Raw genomic sequence first — 14,430 nt, 5'->3', positions numbered from 1 at the left:
ACCCCTGCGGCCACCCGGTTTGGTCCCTGCGGTCACCCGGTCATGACCCAGTGACCACCCGTCATGGCCTGCGGCCACACGGTCGTGACCCCTGCGGCCAACCGGTTTGGTCCCTGCGGTCACCCGGTCATGACCCAGCGACCACCCGTCATGGCCCACCGGCCCCCCGGTCATGACCCCTGCGGCCACCCGGTTTGGCCCCTGCCGGCCACCCGGTTTGGCCCCTGCCGGTCACCCGGTCATGACCCAGCGACCACCCGTCATGGCCCACCGGCCCCCCGGTCATGAGCCACCGCCTGCCCGTCATGACCCACCGGCCACCCCGTCATGCCCCAGCCACCACCCGCGCACACGCCTCCGCGTACCCCCGCACCACACCCCGGTGCTCGTCCTCCCTCCGCCAGGCCAGTGCGTACCGGCTCGGCGAGAGGCCCCGTACCGGGCGGGTGACGACACCGCCCAGGGTGACCAGCGGAGCGTTCCCGGTGGCGACGAGGCAGACGCCGAGGCCGGCCACCAGCGCCTCGTACGTCTCCTCCGTACCGGCGATCTCCGCGCCGATCCGGGGCGGTCGCCCCGCGCGTTCCTCCACCGCGAGCCAGTGGTCGCGCAGCGGGCCCGCGCTCGGCGGCAGGGCGAGGAAGGGCTCGTCGAAGAGGTCGGCGAGGTCGATCTCGGCGTGCCGGGCGAGCCGGTGGTCCTCCGGCAGGGCCACGAGCCGCGGCTCCTCGGCGACCACGACCCAGCCGTAGCGGTCGGCGTCGGGCAGCGGCAGCCAGACGAAGGCCACGTCCGCCTCGCCGTCCGCCAGGCCCGCCGTCGGATCGTCCCAGCTCACCTGGCGCAGCCGCAGCACGGTCTCCGGGTGGGCGGCCGTGAACCGGGAACGGATCGCGGGCAGCAGTCCGCCCCGCCCGGGGCTGGTGCTCATCCCCACCACCAGGGCCTCGCCCGCCGCCCCCAGCGCCGCCGAGGCCTCCTCCCAGGCGGACAGCACCCGACGGGCGTGCGGCAGCAGGGCCGCGCCCGCCCCGGTGAGCGTCACGCCCTGGGGTCCGCGCCGGAACAACGTCACGCCCAGCTGCCGCTCCAGCGCGCGCACCTGCTTGCTGAGCGCGGGCTGGGAGACGTACAACCGCTCGGCCGCGCGGGTGAAGTGCAGTTCGTCCGCCACCGTCACGAAGTAGCGCAGGTCCCGCACATGAACGTCCGTCGTCATAGCCATCGGTTATCACCGTGGGTCTTGGACAGGCAACCGGCCGCACCCACAAGGTGGTTCACGTCAAGTCGATGCGACACCGACCACGGGGAGCTACCGATGAACAAGGTCTGGCTGATCACGGGCGCGAGCAGCGGTTTCGGGCGGGCCATCGCCGAGGCCGCGCTCGCCGAGGGCGATGTGGTGGTCGGCGCGGTACGGCGCCCCGAGGCGCTGGACGAACTCGTGGCCACCCGTCCGGACCAGTTGGAGGCGCTGCGCCTGGACGTCGGCGACACCTCGGCCGCCGAGGCCGCCGTGCGGGACGTGCTCGCTCGGCACGGGCGGATCGACGTGCTGGTCAACAACGCGGGCCGCACCCATGTGGGCGCCTTCGAGGAGACCACCGAGCAGGAGCTGCGGGACCTGTTCGACGTGCATGTCTTCGGCCCGGCCGCCCTCACCCGCGCGGTGCTGCCGCACATGCGCGAGCGGAAGGCCGGGGCGATCGTGCAGATGAGCAGCATGGGCGGGCAGCTGTCCTTCGCGGGGTTCTCCGCGTACAGCGGGACCAAGTTCGCGCTGGAGGGCATGTCCGAGGGCCTCGCGGACGAGGTCGCCGAGTTCGGGATCAAGGTGCTGATCGTGGAGCCCGGTGCCTTCCGCACCTCGCTGTTCGCGGCCGACCGGGCCGGGGCCAGCCCCGACAGCGGCCTGTACCCCAAGGTCAGCGGGACCCGGGGCATGGTCGAGGGCGGCGACGGCACCCAGCCCGGCGACCCGGCGAAGGCGGCGGCCGCCGTCCTGGCCGCGCTCCGGGCCGAGCGGACCCCGCTCCGGCTGCCGCTCGGCGACGACGCGGTGACCGCCGTACTCGGCCACCTGGACCAGGTGCGCGAGGACGTCGTCGCCTGGGAGAAGCGCACCCGGGCGACCGCGTTCGACGACTGACGAGGACCGGATCCGGAACCTGGACCACCCCGATCGCAAGGGCCCCGTACGAGGTGACGGCGTGTCATGACAGGCGCATGGCACGTGTGTTACGTCCGTGCAGGGCCCTTGTGGAATTCCTGTGGAAGCCTCAATCTTTCGGCTGGTGCACAGAGTTCGCACAGGAACCGAGTTGACATGATCACGTCCATCCTGGGCGGACTCCGGCGTGCCCGCACCTCCCCCCACCAGCGCACCACCGATTGAGGAGGATCCCTCAGATGGCAGTGATGCGTTCTACCCGGCGAAGACTGGCCGCGATCAGCGTGGCGGCCTCCGCGGTACTCACCGCGGGCCTCGTCTCCGCCCTCCCCGCCGGTGCCGCCCCGACCGCCGACGACGGCCGGGTCCAGTACGCCGGAGCGGCCAACGCCGTGGCGGACAGCTACATCGTCACCCTCAAGCCGGAGGCGGCCCGCGCCGGTTCCGCCGAGGGCCGGGCGCTGGCCCACAAGTACGGGGCCGACATCGAGCGCACGTACCAGAAGGCGCTCAACGGCTACGCGGTCGAGGCCTCCGCCGCCGAGGCGAAGCGGTTCGCCGCCGACCCGGCCGTCGCCTCCGTCGTGCAGAACCGCACCCTCGGCATCGCCGCGACCCAGCCCAACCCGCCCTCCTGGGGCCTGGACCGGGTCGACCAGCGCAACCTCCCGCTCAACAGCTCGTACACCTACCCGGACTCGGGCGGGCAGGGCGTGACCGCGTACGTCATCGACACCGGCGTCCGTATCAGCCACGGCGACTTCGGCGGCCGTGCCTCTTACGGCTACGACGCCGTCGACAACGACAACACCGCCCAGGACGGCCACGGCCACGGCACCCATGTCGCCGGCACCGTCGCGGGCACCGCCTACGGTGTCGCCAAGAAGGCCCGGATCGTCGGCGTCCGCGTGCTCAACAACAGCGGTCAGGGCACCACCGCCCAGGTCGTCGCCGGAATCGACTGGGTGGCCCGGAACGCGGTCAAGCCGGCCGTGGCCAACATGTCCCTCGGCGGCGGCGCGGACACCGCGATCGACACCGCGGTCCGCAACGCCATCGCCTCCGGCGTCACCTTCGCGGTCGCGGCGGGCAACGAGTCCACCAACGCCTCGACCAGGTCCCCCGCCCGCGTGACGGAGGCCATCACGGTCGGCGCGACCACCTCGTCGGACGCGAAGGCCAGCTACTCCAACTACGGTTCGGTTCTGGACCTGTTCGCCCCCGGCTCGTCCATCACCTCGGCGTGGAACACCAGCGACTCCGCCACCAACACCATCTCCGGTACGTCGATGGCGGCGCCGCACGTGGCGGGCGCGGCCGCGCTCCACCTGGCCGCGAACCCGACGGCCACACCCGCGCAGGTCTCCTCGGCACTGACGACCGCGGCCACCCCGAACGTCGTCACCAGCCCCGGCACCGGCTCGCCCAACCGGCTGCTCTACGTCGGCGGCGGCACCACCACCCCGCCCGGACCGCGCTTCGAGAACACCGGCGACTACGCGATCAGCGACAACTCCACCGTGGAGTCCCCGGTGACCGTCTCCGGCGTGTCCGGCAACGCTCCGGCGGCCCTGGCCGTGCAGGTGAACATCGTCCACACCTACATCGGTGACCTCCAGGTCCAGCTGATCGCCCCCGACGGGACGGCGTACACGCTCAAGGGCTACGGCACCGGCGGCAGTTCGGACAACATCAACACCACGTACACGGTGAACGCCTCCTCCGAGGCCGCCAACGGCACGTGGAAGCTGAGGGTCAGCGACAACGCGAACCTGGACACCGGGCGGATCGACGCCTGGGCCCTGCAGTTCTGACGCTCACATGACGTCCGGAGTGTCCTCCGGACCGCTGTACTCGTCCTCGTCCCAGGGCCTGGGATCCGTCACCCAGCCCGCGACGAGGACGAGCCGCGTCGCCCGGTGGACGGCGAGGAACCCGAAGGGCCGGTCGATCCGGACGTACGCCTTGGTCGTCTCGTACGGCAGCTCCCCGCCCGGCGCGCCCAGCCACGCCATGCCCGCCACGGTCACCGCCGCCGCCCGGAAGCCCTCGGCGCTGAAGACGGCGGTCACGGACTGCCCCGCCGAGCCGACGCCGAGCGGGGCGTCACTGATGAGGGGGAAGCCGCCCCACGCCGGGTCGGTGGCACAGGAGAGCCCGAACAGCTCAGGACGGGCGAGCAGGTCGTGCCTGACATCGATGCCGAACTCGACGGTGTCCAAGGTCAGACACGGAGTCACCGGATGTGCGCTGCCGTGTGTGGAGATGCGCAGGCCGGGACCCGCCGCTTCCTGCTTCAGCCGCTCGCCGGGGGTCGGCCGCAGTTCGCCGGAGAGACAGCCGAGACCGGCGCCGAGGACCTGACCAGGGGGCATCTCCTGCTCGCCGAGCAGCAGATGGACGTCGACGCCGCTGTCGCCGCGCACCTCGACCCGGGTGACCTTGCCGGTGTCCGTCCGGGCGACCGAGAGGGCGTCCAGGCCCTCGGTGGTGCGGCTGAGCCCGGCGCGGCCGAAGGAGCCGAGCCAGAAGCCGTAGGCCCCTTCGAACGGCTCCTCCCACGTCGTCCGCAGCACCAGCGCGCTCGCCAGCACCAGTTCGGTCAGCTCCGTCAGCTCCACCGGCAGGGCGTCCACGAGCCCGCCGGTCCGCTCCACCGCCCAGGCGTCCAGGGCCTTCTGATCGGCTTCGGGCTCCCCGCCGAGCACACCGTGGGCCCCTGCGGGGAGCCCGGCCAGCCACTCCTCGCGGGGGCTCAGCGTGCGCCTGGTCCAGAGCCCGAGGGCGGAGTCCAGCCCTTCGACGTGATCCAGCGACTGCAGCAACTCCCGTGCCAGGGCAGCCGCTTCATCCGCGGGCACCCCGAGAGCCTCCGCCAGCTCCTCCCGGGTCAGCTCGGCGGCACCGTCCGCGAGGAAGGCGAGCAGTGGCCAGACCCCCACGGCGGAGAAGACGGTGCCGTGCTCCACGGTGTCGGCCCAGCGCGCGGTCAGCCGGTTCACGGCGTGAACCGGGTTCACCACCTCATCCCGGGAAACGGCGTCGGATCCGTGACCCAGCCGGCCGCCAGGACCAACCGCGTGTGGCGGTGTACGGCGAGGAAGGCGAAGGGGCGGTCGAATTCGGCCTCGACGGTCGTCACCCGCCAGCGCAGCCGGGGCATCGCCGATCCCGCCGCCATGGGCACGGCCGTCACCGCGGCGGCCTCGAAGCCCCGGGCGCCGAATCGCGCCATCGCCGACTGCCGGGCCGCCTCGACGCACAGCGGCGTCGGGCTCACGTCCGGGAAGTGGCCGGGGACCGCCGTGCGGGCGGTCGTCAGGCCGAACAGCTCGTGGTGCTTCAGCAAGTCGTGGCTCGCGGTCACCTCGTAGGCCGGCGTGATGACGTCGAGGGTCGGCGGCGCGGGGCTCGTGGACAGCTCTCTCGCCACGCGCAGGCCGGGTCCCACCTCGCCGTAGGGAAGCCGGGACCCGGGGACGACCAGGTGGCGGTCGCCGAGCAGGTCCACGCCCGTGCCCAGCACCTGTCCCGGCGTCATTCCCTCCTCGCCGAGGAGGAGATGGACGTCGACGGCGTTGTTCCCGAGCACCTTCAGCTCGGTGACATGGCCCGCGGGCGTGTCCGCGACCCCGATCCGGTCCAGCAGCTCGGTGGTCCGCCGCAGCCCGAGCAGCACGCGCTCGCCCCACGGCCCGCCCTCCGGCTGCCAGGGCCACTCGCGGAAGGGCCGCAGCCACCGCGTCCGCATCGCCAGCGCGCTGGCCAGGACCAGCAGCGTCCCGGCCGTCACCCGAGCCGGCATCCGCTCGATCAGCCCGCCCGTCCGCTTGGCGGCCCAGGCGTCCAGCGCCCGCTTGTCGGCGTCGCCGTCACCGGAGAGCACCCCGTGCGCGTCCGCCGGCAGGCCCGCCTCCCACGGCTCGCGCAGCTCCAGGGCCCGGCTGGTCCACAGGCCGAGCGCGGCGTCCACCCCGCGCGCCGCCCCCAGCCCCGCGAGCAACTCCCGCGCCGCACCCGCCGCCCGGTCCGCCGGCATTCCCACCGCGTCCGCCAGCTCCTCGCGCGCCCGCCCCGCCGCGCCGTCCGCGAGAAAGGCCAGCAGCGGCCACACGCCGGCCGCCGAGAAGACGGTGCCGCCCTCCGCGACCCCGGCCCAGCGCGCGGTCAGCCCGTTGACCGCCCGGATCGTGGCATTCGTGACCCGCATTCCACCCCCACCCGTACCGCGCTTACCATGCGCGTTGCGTTTCCTCGTACGACAGTTCGCGTCGTACGGCGGTTCCCCCGTCGTCCCGGCCTCACCGCCCGAACCAGGAGCACGGTACTCGTGTCCATACCTCCGCCTCACGGGCCGCACCAGCCGCAGGGGCCCCAGGAGCCCCCGGGACCCTACGGACCGTACGCACCCGCTCCGGGCCCCTACGCCCCGTACACGTACCACCCCTACGGGCCCTACGGCCGCCCCGCGCCGCTCAACGGCCTCGCCATCGCCGCCCTGGTCCTCGGCATCCTCTGCTTCCTGCCGGCCGTGGGCCTGGTCCTCGGTCTGGTGGCGCTGGCCCAGATCAAGAGGAAGGGTGAGCGCGGCCGGGGCATGGCGATCGCCGGTTCCGTGCTGTCCACGGTCGGGCTCGTGCTGTGGACGGTGACGCTGTCCACCGGGTTCGCGACCGACGTCTGGGACGACCTGAAGGCCGCCGCGAGCGAGAACGGCACGGCCTACGCGCTCGACAAGGGCGACTGCTTCGACTCCCCGTCGGGATCCCTGGAGGGCGCCACCTACGACGTCGAGGAGGTGCCCTGCGCCGGGCGGCACGACGGCGAGGTGTTCGCCGTGGTCACGCTGCCCGGCGGACGCTACCCCGGTGACGACTCGGTGACCCGGACCGCCGAGGACAGGTGCTACACCCTGGAAGCCGAGTACGCCATGGACCCCTGGGCCGTACCGGAGGACGTGGACGTCTACTACCTCGTCCCGTCCAGCCAGAGCTGGCGCTACGGGGACCGCGAGATCACCTGCCTGTTCGGCAGCACCGAGGACGCCGGCACCCTCACCGGCTCGCTGCGCAGCGACGCGACCACGCTCGACGCGGACCAGATCGCCCTCCTGGAGGCGCTCAACACCGTGGACGACGTGCTCTTCGAGGAGCCCGAGGACTTCCCCGAGGACGACCTGCCCGCCAACCGGGCCTGGGCGAAGGACGTCGAGCGCGTCCTCGGCGAGCAGATCGAGGCCCTGGAGGGACACGGCTGGCCGGCCGCCGCCGAGAAGCCGGTCGCCGACCTGGTCGAGGACATGAAGGGCGCCCGTACCGCGTGGGCGAAGGCGGCCGGCACGGACGACGTGGACACCTTCTACGAGCACTACGACACCGGCTACGGGTACGTCGACGGCCCCACCACCGTCACCGCGCGCGAGGCTCTGGGCCTCGCCACCACGGTGCCGGCCTACGACGGGGAGTACGACGGCGGGAGCGAGAGCCCGGGCGGTGACGAACTCGATGTGTGAGCGCGGCTATAGCGGGGAGAAAGTGCCTGCGTAAAGCCCTCACCGGGCACAAGTCATCACATCGAGTGATTCTCTGGCCTTTGCTTGCATGGCACAACCCACGGTTGCCACGCTGTTGCTGTCTGTACAACCTGATGGGAGCGGCCAGTGACATTCGGTGAGCAGCCGGCCTACCTGCGCGTCGCGGGTGATCTCCGCCAGAAGATCGTCGACGGTTCACTGCCCCCGCACACCCGCCTCCCGTCCCAGGCGCGGATCCGCGAGGAGTACGGCGTCTCGGACACCGTCGCCCTGGAGGCGCGCAAGGTGCTGATGGCCGAAGGGCTGGTCGAGGGCCGCTCCGGCTCCGGGACCTACGTCCGCGAGCGGCCGGTGCCCCGCCGTATCGCCCGCTCCGGGTTCCGCCCCTCCGGCGGGGCCACGCCCTTCCGGCAGGAGCAGGCCGACGGCGAGACGCGCGGCACCTGGGAGTCCAGCAGCGAGCAGGCCGAGGCGAGCGGGGCGGTCGCCGAGCGGCTCGGCATCCAGCCCGGCGACCGGGTCATGTGCACCCGGTATCTGTTCCGGGAGGCCGGCGAGGCGATGATGCTCTCCACCTCCTGGGAGCCCCTCGCGGTCACCGGCCGCACCCCCGTGATGCTGCCCGAGGAGGGGCCGTTGGGCGGCATGGGCGTCGTGGAGCGGATGCGCGCGATCGACGTCATCGTGGACAACGTCACCGAGGAGGTCGGCGCCCGCCCCGGCCTCGCCGAGGAACTGCACGCGCTGGGCGGCGTCCCCGGCCATGTCGTCCTGGTCGTCCAGCGCACCTACTACGCCTCGGGACGCCCCGTGGAGACCGCGGACGTGGTCGTCCCGGCCGACCGCTACCGGGTCGCCTATCACCTTCCAGTGAAGTAGCGCACAACTCCGGGGCGGTTGCCCCCGTCACCCGGTCAACCGGACCCGTTTGGCGCAGGGTTGGAATCTGGTCGTTCTCGCAGGTCGCCGACGATGTTTCCAGCAGGCCGCTGACCGGACGCGTCGGCCTGCGCGGACGGCGCATTCGATGACGTGCGCCCCCTGCGTCCTGGCCGGTTGCGTACCTCTTTGTGAAAAGGCGTATTCGCTGCGTAAAGGTTAGGCGTAGGCTCGGGCATATGCGGATTGCGGTTTCCTTAGCGGGCGGGGCACGGCACAGGCCGCGGGCGGGACGGCCTCGGGCGGGAAGGGGTGGTGGGGCGCGATGAACGACAGCACGATCACTCTCCCCTGGCTCGTGATACGCCAGGACGACAACGGCAATCGCTACCGCGTCGGCCGGTACGCGACCCGGGCCGAGGCCCAGAAGATCGCGGACAGCCTCGACTCGCGCGGGCACAAGCAGCTCTACTGGGTCGAGCGGATCGGCCAGGGCGGCAGCGAGACCGCCAACTGAGCCGCCCTCCGGGCTCCCGTAGGCTCCGGCACATGACGGAACCGATCGTGGTGGTGGGCGCCGCCCTGCTGGACGGCGGCCGCCTCCTCGCCGCGCGCCGCAGCGCGCCCCCCGAGCTGGCCGGCCGCTGGGAACTCCCCGGCGGCAAGGTCGAACCGGGCGAGACCCCGGAGGCGGCACTCGTCCGCGAGCTGCGCGAAGAGCTGGGTGTGGAGGCGGAGCCGCGCGAGCGGGTACCCGGGGAATGGCCCCTGCGCGATCCGTACGTACTGAAGGTGTGGACGGCGCGCCTGCTGCCCGGCTCCCCGGCGCCCAAGCCCCTGGAGGACCACGACGAGCTGCGCTGGCTCACGCCGGACGAGTTGTGGGACGTGGACTGGCTGCCGCAGGACGTACCGGCGGTGCGTGAGGTGGCGCGCGGGCTGGGGTGAGGGCGTGCGTCCGCTGGGGCGCGCTGAGAGTGCGCGCTTCCTACGCCGTTCGTGCCACTGTGCGCCCGTAGGGGCGATACACCGCCCCGAATATCGGGTATGTGGCCATTAACCCCACGAAATCGGACATGGGTAGAGCCGCTGCCTGGGAAGTGATCGGTGTGATCGACACCGAAGGCGACTGTGTCGAGTGGACCTTCTCCGCCGAGCCCGGTGCCGTTCGTGCCGCCCGGGCCGCCGTCCGCAGCCGACTGCACGCCTGGGACCTGGACAGCCTCGCCGACATCGCCGCCCTTCTGGTCAGCGAGCTCGTCACCAACGCACTCCGGCACGCCACCGGCCCCATCGGCGTCCGCCTCGTCCGCCCCTCCCACATCGGCGACGTCCTGCTGGTGGAGGTCTCCGACCCGATCCCGGACCTGCCCCGCGAACGGGTCGCCCGCCCCGAGGACGAGAGCGGCCGCGGCCTGCAGCTGGTCGCCCACTCCTCCCGCCGCTGGGGCACCCGCCCCGGGGGCTCCGGCAAGACGGTGTGGTTCGAACTCGCGGTGCCCTGAGAGGCGTGGCGGAACCCTGTACGTCCGCCCCCGCCCTGTCGACCTACTGGTTCAGGCCACTGGCAGTTGTCGGAGTGCGGGATTCGACAGCGTGTTGGCTGGTTAGAAGACTGGAAGTGTTTCCGCGGTCCGGTCCAAAAACGATCGGGAACGTGCTGTGATCGTGAACACCGTGTTGCGCGGCCCCGTAGTGCTGGATACTGCGGGCAGCCGCCTTTCGGTGACCGGTGCCGGACGCGGTGAGCTGGAGGGGACGGTTCGCGTGAGCGAGATACCAGCGAAGGCCACGGAGTCCGAGGACCCGTCGGACGGCGCGAGGACGGCGGCCGCGGCTGCCGACGGGGCCGCCGCGGTCGATGCGGTCGACGCGGCGCGTGCCTCCGACGAGGTGCCGCCCGCCGACGCCATGTGGCAGAGCAGCCCGCCCGGCTCCATGTACGACTACATCCGCGTCGCGTCCTTCTCCATCGGCCCCGACGGTCTGGTCGACCAGTGGAGCCTGCGCGCCGAGCAGCTCTTCGGGATCCCCGCCTCACGTGCCGTCGGCATGGACCCCATCGCGGCCTTCATCGACCCCGACCGGCGTGAGCAGGGCCACCGCAAGATGGCCGAGATCCTGGACGGCCGGGAGTGGACCGGAGTCGTCCCCTTCCGCAAGCCCGACCCGGAGACCGGCGGACGCGGGGAGGAGGCGCTGGCCGAGGTCTACGTCATGCCGACGCGGACCGAGGACGGGGAGAAGGCCGCCGTCTGCATCGTCGTCGATGTGCGGACCCTGCGCGGAATCGAGACCGACCTCGCCGCGGCTCAGGCGATTTTCGGTCAATCTCCCTTCGGCTTCCTGCTGATCGACCCCGACCTGCGGGTGCGCCGCGCCAACCAGCGGTTCGCCTCGCTCTTCGGCGGCACCCCCGACGAGCATCGCGGCAAGGGCGTGCACGACTATCTGCCGAGGCCCGAGGCGGAGCGGGTGACGGCCACCCTGCGCCGCGTCATGGAGACCGGCGACTCCATCACGGACATGCACGTCACCGGCTTTCTGCCGGGTTCCGACGACCGTCGGCACTGGTCCGTCAACCTCTACCGGGTGCACAGCGGCTCCGGCCGCCCCATCGGGATCGCCTGGCTCGGAACCGACATCACGGCCCGCAGGGCCGCCGCCCGGGAAGCCGCCGCCGCGCGGCGCAATCTCGCCCTTCTCAACGAGGCCGGCGCCCGCATCGGGAACTCCCTCGACCTCGAGACCACGGCCCGCGAACTGCTCGACGTGGTCGTCCCCGGCTTCTGCGACCTGGCCACCGTCGACCTCTACCAGGGGCTCCTGGCCGGCGACGAGACCCCGCCGGGACTCGCCGACGGCAGCGCCGAACTGCGCCGGGTCGCCTTCGCCAGCGCGGTCTCCGACGCGCCCTTCGTCGGCGGCGGCGCCCCGGTCGCGGTCGGCGCGGTCCACCACTACCCCTTCAACTCCCCGTGCGCGGACGCCCTGCGCACCGCACGGCCGCAGTCCGTGCCCGCCGAGGAGGGCGGCCTCGTCCAGTCCACGCTGGCCGTGCCGATGGTCGCCCACGACACGGTCGTCGGCCTCGCGCAGTTCTCCCGGACGAAGGGCAGCGAGCCGTTCGGGGACCGGGACCGGGACCTCGCGGTGGAGCTGGCCGCGCGGGCGGCCGTGTGCATCGACAACGCCCGGCTGTACCGCAGGGAGCACGAACGGGCGCTGATACTGCAGCGGTCCCTGCTCCCGCCCGGCGACCCGGTCGCCTCGGGCCTGGACATCGCCTGCCGCTATCTGCCGGGCAACTCCTCCTCGGACCGGCCGAGCGAGGTGGGCGGCGACTGGTTCGACGTGATCGAACTGCCCGGACACCGTACGGCGTTGGTGGTCGGCGACGTGATGGGCCGCGGGCTGCGCGCCGCGGTCGCGATGGGCGAACTCCGCTCCGCTGTGCGCACCCTGGCCCTGCTGGACCTCGAACCGGCCGAAGTGCTGAGCGCGTTGGACGAGATCGCGCGCGGGCTCGGCGCCCCGGGCGGCGTGCAGCAGGCGACCCGGGCGGCCCGCCGCCCCCGCGAGGCCGACCTCTCCGAGGTGTACCTGGCCACCTGCGTGTACGCCGTGTACGACTCGGTGACCCGCCGCTGCACCTTCGCCAACGCCGGCCACCTGCCGCCCGTCCTGGTCGAGCCGGGCGAGGACGCGCTGATGCTGGACGTACCGCCGGGCATGCCGCTCGGCGTCGGCGGGGAGCCCTTCGAGGAGGTGGAGGTCGAACTGCCCGAAGGCGCCCTGCTGGCGCTCTACACGGATGGACTGGTCGAAAGCCGCGATCACCCCCTCGACGAAGGACTCCAGGCCTTCGTGGGGGCGCTGACCGACCCGGCCAGCCCGCTGGAGGACGTCTGCGACCACGTCCTCAACACCCTCGACACCCATCACGGCGAGGACGACATCGCGCTGCTCATGGCCCGCGTCCAAGGCCTGCCCGCCGAATCGGTGGGTGACTGGACGCTGCCCCGCGAGCCGCGCAGCGTCGGCCGGGCCCGCGAGTACGCCCGCGGCCAGCTCCTCACCTGGGACCTTGAGCCCCTGGTCGACACGACGGAACTGCTGGTCAGCGAGCTGGTGACGAACGCCCTGCGGTACGGCGAGGGCGACATCCGGCTCCGCCTCCTCCTCGACCGCACCCTGGTCTGCGAGGTCTGGGACGCGGGTCTGGTCCAGCCCCGCCGCCGCAGGGCCCGCGACACGGACGAGGGCGGCCGGGGCCTCCAGCTGGTGGGCCTGCTCAGCGCGGCCTGGGGCTCGCGCCGCACCCCGCGCGGCAAGACGGTCTGGTTCGAGCTGCCCCTCCCGGACGGCGAGACAGGCCTCACGGACCCGGCGGAGGCCCTGCTGAGCCTGTTCTGACCCTCACCCGCGGCGAGCCCGGGTCCGGGGCCCGCCGTAGCTCCCCGCCGCCGGAGCCTCGCCGGCGCCGCGCAGGCGTACGTCCTGCTCCGCCAGCTCCCGGGCCCGGCGGGCGAGGGCGTCGGCGGCGAGCAGGTCGGTGAGGCCGGGGGCGGCGGACAGCAGCCGTACCGCCTCCGCGAGCCGGGTGCGGGCCGTGCCGCCCACCGCGTCCCGGTGGGCCGCGATGTGATCGTCCGCCGCCGCGGTGGCACTGCGCGCCACGAGCGACGCGGCGGCCGACAGCACCCCGGCCCGCCCGTCCGCGACCGGCACGACTGCGCGCACGATCCGCCGCAACGCGTCCACCGGGTCGTACGGCCCCGAGGTCAGCTCCTCTCGTACGGCGGCCAGGACGCCGTCCGCGTGGCCGGTCCGGACGTCCGGCGGACCCCCGGGGGAGCCCGTGCCCCTGGCCCGTGCGCGGGCCCCGGCGATCTCGGCCTCGGCGCCGGTCAGCGCGGCCGGGACCAGGGCGGCGGCCGCCGCCAGCTCCTCCGCGAGCCGTTCGACGCCGTGGACGAGGATCTCTGCCTGCGCGACGGCCCCCTCGGCGGCCCGCAGCTGGCGGACGGCCACGTCGGTCTCGGCGCGGTCGGCGCCCTGCCGGGCCTCGTTGAGCCGGGAGGTGGCGAACACCAGCCGGTCCTTGGCCTGTTCGACGTGACCGCCCACATCGGCGACCGCCGCCGAGCCGTACCGCTTCCCCAGCTCGGCGAGCGCGGCGCCCGCGCTCCAGGTACGGGCGGTGAGTTCCCGGAAGCGGCCCTCCGCGACTTCCAGCGCCCCGCCGATGTCGCCCTCCAGACCCCGCAGTTGATCGAACCCGGCCGCCTCCGCGTCCAGCCGCCGCCCCGCCTCCTCGCACCGGCCGACGATCCCCGCGAGCGCCTGCCGCCGCCCGGCGTCGTCCTCCGGAAGCCCGTCGTCGTAGCGCTGCCGCATCCGGAAGGCGGAGGCCAGCTCGGCGGAGGCGGCCCGGAGGGCCGACGCGGCGGCCTCCGTCCCGGAGCGCCCCTCGGCGAAGGACAGCTCCTCCCGGCTGGTGCGCACCCAGTCGTCGGCCTCGACGAGCAGGCCCCGGGCCCGTTCGTCGAGCTCGGCGAGGTTCGGCTCGGACGCCGGGGAGGGTCCGCCGCCCGGTGTGGTCCGGGTCCGCGCCCGCCGACTGCGCCGTACGTACGCGTATCCGGCGACCGCGACGGCGGCGACGGCCGCGACCAGCGGGAGCACGAGATCACCGGCCGAGGAGTCGTCCGGCTCCTCCTGGGCGGCAGCGCCCGCGACCGGTCCGTCCGTGCCGGCCGCGACCGGCACATCGGCCCTTGTCGTCATCCCCGGCAGAACCAGCCACGCCAAGGCGATCAGCACACCCACCAGGGCAAGCGCCACC

General features: G+C 73.2%; 12 protein-coding genes. 8 read left to right on the top strand and 4 right to left on the bottom strand.

The window, feature by feature from the left end; genetic code table 11:
- Positions 1-325: 325 nt before the first annotated feature.
- Entirely contained in the window at positions 326-1,225 is a 900-nt protein-coding gene (locus AC068Z_RS01675) for a LysR family transcriptional regulator (protein WP_478551269.1), read from the bottom strand.
- A 93-nt stretch (positions 1,226-1,318) separates the two neighbouring features.
- On the opposite strand from AC068Z_RS01675, the gene AC068Z_RS01670 reads away from it, so the two are divergent.
- Both AC068Z_RS01670 and AC068Z_RS01665 read left to right on the top strand, forming a co-directional pair.
- Positions 1,319-2,149 (top strand): oxidoreductase, encoded by an 831-nt coding sequence (locus tag AC068Z_RS01670; RefSeq protein ID WP_478551267.1) that lies wholly within the window; start codon positions 1,319-1,321, stop codon positions 2,147-2,149.
- A 260-nt stretch (positions 2,150-2,409) separates the two neighbouring features.
- A complete protein-coding gene (locus tag AC068Z_RS01665; protein WP_478551265.1) occupies positions 2,410-3,984 on the top strand; it encodes a S8 family peptidase in 1,575 nt (524 codons plus the stop codon).
- Between the two features lie 3 nt (positions 3,985-3,987).
- Here AC068Z_RS01665 and AC068Z_RS01660 read toward each other — a convergent pair whose 3' ends face one another.
- Both AC068Z_RS01660 and AC068Z_RS01655 read right to left on the bottom strand, forming a co-directional pair.
- On the bottom strand, positions 3,988-5,190 hold the full coding sequence (locus AC068Z_RS01660) for a serpin family protein (protein ID WP_478551263.1): 1,203 nt from the start codon (positions 5,188-5,190) through the stop codon (positions 3,988-3,990).
- A complete protein-coding gene (locus AC068Z_RS01655; protein WP_478551261.1) occupies positions 5,187-6,380 on the bottom strand; it encodes a serpin family protein in 1,194 nt (397 codons plus the stop codon). The genes AC068Z_RS01660 and AC068Z_RS01655 overlap by 4 nt, the downstream gene beginning before the upstream one ends.
- 120 nt (positions 6,381-6,500) lie before the next feature.
- Here AC068Z_RS01655 and AC068Z_RS01650 point away from each other — a divergent pair, with 120 nt between their 5' ends.
- The 6 genes from AC068Z_RS01650 to AC068Z_RS01625 all read left to right on the top strand — a co-directional run bounded on the left by AC068Z_RS01650 (position 6,501) and on the right by AC068Z_RS01625 (position 12,998).
- Positions 6,501-7,682: a DUF4190 domain-containing protein gene (locus tag AC068Z_RS01650; RefSeq protein ID WP_478551259.1), complete on the top strand. Its 1,182-nt coding sequence runs from the start codon at positions 6,501-6,503 to the stop codon at positions 7,680-7,682.
- A 147-nt stretch (positions 7,683-7,829) separates the two neighbouring features.
- The gene (locus tag AC068Z_RS01645; protein ID WP_451728813.1) at positions 7,830-8,582 is read left to right on the top strand and encodes a GntR family transcriptional regulator; all 753 of its coding nucleotides are present in this window, start codon (positions 7,830-7,832) and stop codon (positions 8,580-8,582) included.
- A 325-nt stretch (positions 8,583-8,907) separates the two neighbouring features.
- Positions 8,908-9,099 carry an SPOR domain-containing protein gene (locus AC068Z_RS01640; protein ID WP_451728810.1) on the top strand — a complete coding sequence of 64 codons (192 nt, stop codon included), beginning with the start codon at positions 8,908-8,910 and terminating at the stop codon, positions 9,097-9,099.
- Positions 9,100-9,131: 32 nt separating this feature from the next.
- Entirely contained in the window at positions 9,132-9,530 is a 399-nt protein-coding gene (locus tag AC068Z_RS01635; RefSeq protein ID WP_478551257.1) for a (deoxy)nucleoside triphosphate pyrophosphohydrolase, read from the top strand.
- Between the two features lie 128 nt (positions 9,531-9,658).
- Positions 9,659-10,087, top strand: coding sequence for an ATP-binding protein (locus tag AC068Z_RS01630; protein ID WP_478551256.1), 429 nt, complete (start codon positions 9,659-9,661; stop codon positions 10,085-10,087).
- A 262-nt stretch (positions 10,088-10,349) separates the two neighbouring features.
- A complete protein-coding gene (locus AC068Z_RS01625) occupies positions 10,350-12,998 on the top strand; it encodes a SpoIIE family protein phosphatase (protein ID WP_478551255.1) in 2,649 nt (882 codons plus the stop codon).
- Between the two features lie 3 nt (positions 12,999-13,001).
- Here AC068Z_RS01625 and AC068Z_RS01620 read toward each other — a convergent pair whose 3' ends face one another.
- Positions 13,002-14,417, bottom strand: a complete 1,416-nt coding sequence (locus AC068Z_RS01620; protein ID WP_478552255.1) for a hypothetical protein — start codon at positions 14,415-14,417, stop codon at positions 13,002-13,004.
- Positions 14,418-14,430: the final 13 nt, after the last annotated feature.

The sequence above is a fragment of the Streptomyces sp. NPDC043726 genome (genome assembly GCF_056436565.1).
This window is presented reverse-complemented; position numbering and strand designations above follow the sequence as displayed.